The organism is bacterium, from assembly GCA_040753555.1.
In the GTDB taxonomy this organism is placed as follows: domain Bacteria; phylum UBA9089; class UBA9088; order UBA9088; family UBA9088; genus JBFLYE01.
The window spans coordinates 1-3,945 of sequence record JBFMDZ010000186.1 but is presented as its reverse complement, the minus strand read 5'-3'; the positions used below and the strand labels follow the sequence as shown (position 1 = coordinate 3,945).

Sequence of the window (3,945 nt, the reverse complement as noted above, 5' to 3'; positions counted from 1 at the left end):
GCATTAAAACAGAAGTTATTGGAGTATATTGAATATTACAACAAAAAAGCAAAACCATTTGCATGGACATATGCAGGAAAACCTTGTAAAATATAACATACCTTATTTAAGGGACAGCACACTAGTTCTTTGACCTTCCTTTCTAATTCTTTAATCATTATTTGTTATTCTTCAATTATTCTTAAAAGCCTCTTGCAGTTTGGACAAGAGGAGGTTTTTATTTCCTTTAAAAGGTTGTTGTAATCTTTGTTCATTTACTTTATTTATCGGCATTTTTGTTAAAAAAGTTTAGTACTAGCAAAAATTCACTTGAAATTCAATTGATTTTTGGTATATAATATGTTTTAATGTAAAATGAAGCAAGGAATACATCCCGATTACAAAAATGTTGTTGTAAGTTGTGCCTGCGGTATGAGTTTTGAAACAAGGTCAACATACCCCAAAGGAAATACAATAAGGCTTGAGATATGCTCAAATTGCCATCCATTCTTTACAGGAAAGCAAAAGCTTGTTGATACAGCAGGAAGGGTAGAGAGATTTCAAGAAAGGTATAAGAAGAAAAAATCCTCTTGATTATATATCTTAACGGAAATTTTTTTGAATTAGAAAAAGCAAAGATTTCTTGTCTTGACCATTCCTTCCTTTATGGTGATGGAGCCTTTGAGACATTAAGGGCATATAATGGAGGTATCTTTAGGCTAGATGAGCATATAGAAAGGTTTAAAGATGCAGCCTCTATATTAGAGATAAAAATTCCAGAAATTGATATAGAGAAAATTCTTCATCAGCTTTTAAGCCTAAATAATTTAAAAGATGCCATTATAAGAATCACCATTTCAAGGGGAGAGGGTCCTCGTGGAATAGATCCTACTTTATGCAAAAAGTCAAATATTGTTGTAATGACAGAGGAATTTAAGGGTATCCCAAAAAAATGTATATCTGCAACAATATTAAATATAAGAAAGCCCCATCCAAAAACCCTTCCTCCAATAAAATCCAATAACTACCTTCCAAATATCTTGGGAAAGATTGAGGCAAATAAAAAAGGGGTGGATGATGGAATATTCCTTACAATTGATGGCTATGTAGCTTGTGGACTAACAAGCAATATATTTATTTTTAAAGAAAATAATCTCATTACGCCTCCTTTATCTACTGGCATACTCCCTGGTATTACAAGAAAGGCTGTTCTTGAAATAGCAAACTCAATTGGCATCAGGGTTCTTGAGAAAAAATTTAAGAAAGAATCCCTTTTTGATGCAGATTGTGTATTTTTAACAAGCACGGGCTATGAAATTATGCCTGTTGTAAGCATAGATAACCATAAATATAAAATCCCACAAGGGCTGATAAGCAAACTTCTTTCTTTATTTAGGGAAAAAATATAGTAGACAAAAATTTTCTTTTAAAATATACTTTTTGTATGAAAAGGCTCTTTTTCCTTATCCCATTTCTTTGCTTTGCTGATGGAGTTATTATTCCAATCCCGCCAAGCCCGGATGTTAAGCCTGTCCCCTTATCCCTTGATTACCATAATGTTTCTGTAAAGATAAAAGACCAGGTAGCAAGCACAATTGTTGACCAGGCTTTTATAAACCCCTATAGGCAGGATATAGAGGGAACATATATCTTTCCCCTACCACAGGATGCATCTATTTCTTCATTTTCCCTATTTCAGGATGGAAAGAAGATAAGCGGAGAGGTTTTAGACAAAGAGAGGGCAAAAAAGATTTATGAGGATATTGTAAGGAGGATGAAAGACCCAGGTCTTCTTGAATATATTGGAGGAAATCTATTCAAGGCAAGGGTATATCCAATTCCAGCAAATGGCAAAAAGAAGATTGAGATTTCATATAATGAGATTCTAAAATCAGAGGAAGGGGTTTGCAAATACATCTATCCCCTTGATATTGAAAAATTATCAGAAAAACCTATAAAAGAGATTTTTATTAACATTGAGATAAGCGAAAGCATTCCCATAAAAAGCATCTATTCTCCAACGCATAATATAAAGGTAGAGAGAAAGGATGATTACAATGCAAGGATAACATACGAAGAAAGCAATAAAAAGCCCTCCTCTGACTTTATCCTTTACTATACCCTGGATTCAAAAGACATCGGGCTTTCATTGCTTACACATAAGGAGGATGAAGATGGATTTTTTCTCCTTCTTTCATCTCCAAATCAAAAGAAGGAACAAAGCATTCCAAAGGATATAACATTTGTTATTGATACATCTGGGAGTATGGCAGGGAATAAAATAGAGCAGGCAAAATCTGCCCTTATTTTTTGCATAAATAGCTTAAACCAGGATGATAGGTTTAATATAATAAGGTTTAGCTCTGATATTGAGCCATTATTTAAAGAAATAAATGGGGCAACAGGCGAAAACAGAGAGTATGCAAGAAAATTCATAAAGAATCTCAAGGCATCTGGAGGGACAAATATAAATGATGCCCTGATTTCAGCTTTTACAAAGGAAGAAAAAAGGCCCCATATAATCCTCTTTTTAACAGATGGCATTCCAACGGTTGGCGAAACCGATATACAAAAAATAACAAGGAATGTAGTCGAAAATAATAAAAAATCTAAGGTTTTTGTCTTTGGCGTCGGAGATAATGTAAATACGAATCTTTTGGATATTGTCTCATCTGAAAACAATGGAATTTCAACATACATAAGGGAAAAAGAGAATATAGAAGAGCCAATATCCTCCCTTTATAAAAAAATAGAAAACCCTGTCCTGTCTGATATTTCCTTATCATTTGGAGAGGTTTCTGTCTACGATTTATACCCAAAGAAGATAGGAGACCTTTTCTTTGGGTCACAAATCATCCTCCTTGGAAGATACAAAGATTATGGAAAAACAAGCCTAGTTCTCTCTGGAATGATGAAGGAAAAGAGGGTTTATGAATATAATGTAAATTTTCCAAAAAAGGAGAAAGGCAATGAATTCATTCCCCATCTTTGGGCAACCAGGAAAATTGGCTATTTGTTAGACCAGATAAGGCTTAAAGGGGAAAATCAGGAGATTATTGATGAGATAAAGGAATTAAGCAAAAAATATGGGATAATAACACCGTATACATCATTTCTTGTTGTAGAGGAGGAAGAAAAGGTAATTCAAGAGAGATTTAACGCTTTAAGCAAAGAAGATGTAGGAAAACATGCAATAAGAATGGCAGAAGAGATGTTTGCTTTGAAAGGGGAAACCATTGCAAAACCAAGCAGCTATGATGTAAAGCATATTAAAGGAAGGACATATATTTTAAAGGATGGAAAATGGCAGGATATAGAATATAAGGATAAAAAGACAAAAAAGATAAAATACGAAAGCGATGAATACTTTAGCCTCCTCAATGAAGAAACAGGAAAGATATTTAGCCTAGGAAAAAGGATAATCTTTAAGTATAAAGAAAATTGGTATGAGGTTGTGGAATAAGAATTTTATCTACTAAAAACATCCTCCCGTGGAAGGAATTCCCTAAAATCTTCTCCCTTTCCTGGAAGAAGATGGACAATATGGTTTTTATTTAGGGCAATAAACTCAATATGATATATCGGCGTTGTGCCGGAAGGGAGAAAAACATTTACATTTGTTAAGGCAATAAAGGTTTTTGCTCCAGCATTTAATTCATCCAAGATTCTTGCACCCATATATGTATGCATTGTTCCTTCTAATCTATGGTGGAGGGTAAAAACAATAACATCCTTTTTTGCTTTATCTATTTTCATTATTTAAATTTTAATATGAAAGCAGATTTTTGTCAACCAAACAAAAACAAGGTGTGGTTACAATATCAAAATGTTATTAAAGATTAATTTCCCATTTTCCGCTACCTTGCAATAGGAATTGAATTTCCAAAAAAAAAATCTAAAGTTTAACCCTCTTAAAAACCGATATATATAATAGATAGAATGATAGAAGATATTTCAGAAGACAAA

4 protein-coding genes are annotated in these 3,945 nt (G+C 33.2%); 3 read left to right on the top strand and 1 reads right to left on the bottom strand.

Translation table 11 applies throughout. The features are described 5' to 3' along the window. Positions 1-354: 354 nt before the first annotated feature. The 3 genes from rpmE to AB1630_10935 are packed head-to-tail and all read left to right on the top strand — an operon-like array spanning position 355 to position 3,442. The gene (rpmE, locus tag AB1630_10945) at positions 355-573 is read left to right on the top strand and encodes a 50S ribosomal protein L31 (protein ID MEW6104308.1); all 219 of its coding nucleotides are present in this window, start codon (positions 355-357) and stop codon (positions 571-573) included. Then, positions 570-1,388 (top strand): aminotransferase class IV, encoded by an 819-nt coding sequence (locus tag AB1630_10940; protein ID MEW6104307.1) that lies wholly within the window; start codon positions 570-572, stop codon positions 1,386-1,388. Before rpmE ends, AB1630_10940 begins: the two co-directional genes overlap by 4 nt. 35 nt (positions 1,389-1,423) lie before the next feature. Next, on the top strand, positions 1,424-3,442 hold the full coding sequence (locus AB1630_10935; GenBank protein MEW6104306.1) for a VIT domain-containing protein: 2,019 nt from the start codon (positions 1,424-1,426) through the stop codon (positions 3,440-3,442). Positions 3,443-3,447: 5 nt separating this feature from the next. On the opposite strand, the gene AB1630_10930 is transcribed toward AB1630_10935, so the two are convergent. Then, positions 3,448-3,735 carry a hypothetical protein gene (locus tag AB1630_10930; GenBank protein MEW6104305.1) on the bottom strand — a complete coding sequence of 96 codons (288 nt, stop codon included), beginning with the start codon at positions 3,733-3,735 and terminating at the stop codon, positions 3,448-3,450. Between the last annotated feature and the right edge of the window lie 210 nt (positions 3,736-3,945).

Bases quoted from the DNA above. Each gene is read 5' to 3' on its own strand.
- AB1630_10935 (MEW6104306.1), top strand. From the start codon at position 1,424: ATGAAAAGGCTCTTTTTCCTTATCCCATTTCTTTGCTTTGCTGATGGA.
- rpmE (MEW6104308.1), top strand. From the start codon at position 355: ATGAAGCAAGGAATACATCCCGATTACAAAAATGTTGTTGTAAGTTGT.
- AB1630_10930 (MEW6104305.1), bottom strand. From the start codon at position 3,735: ATGAAAATAGATAAAGCAAAAAAGGATGTTATTGTTTTTACCCTCCAC.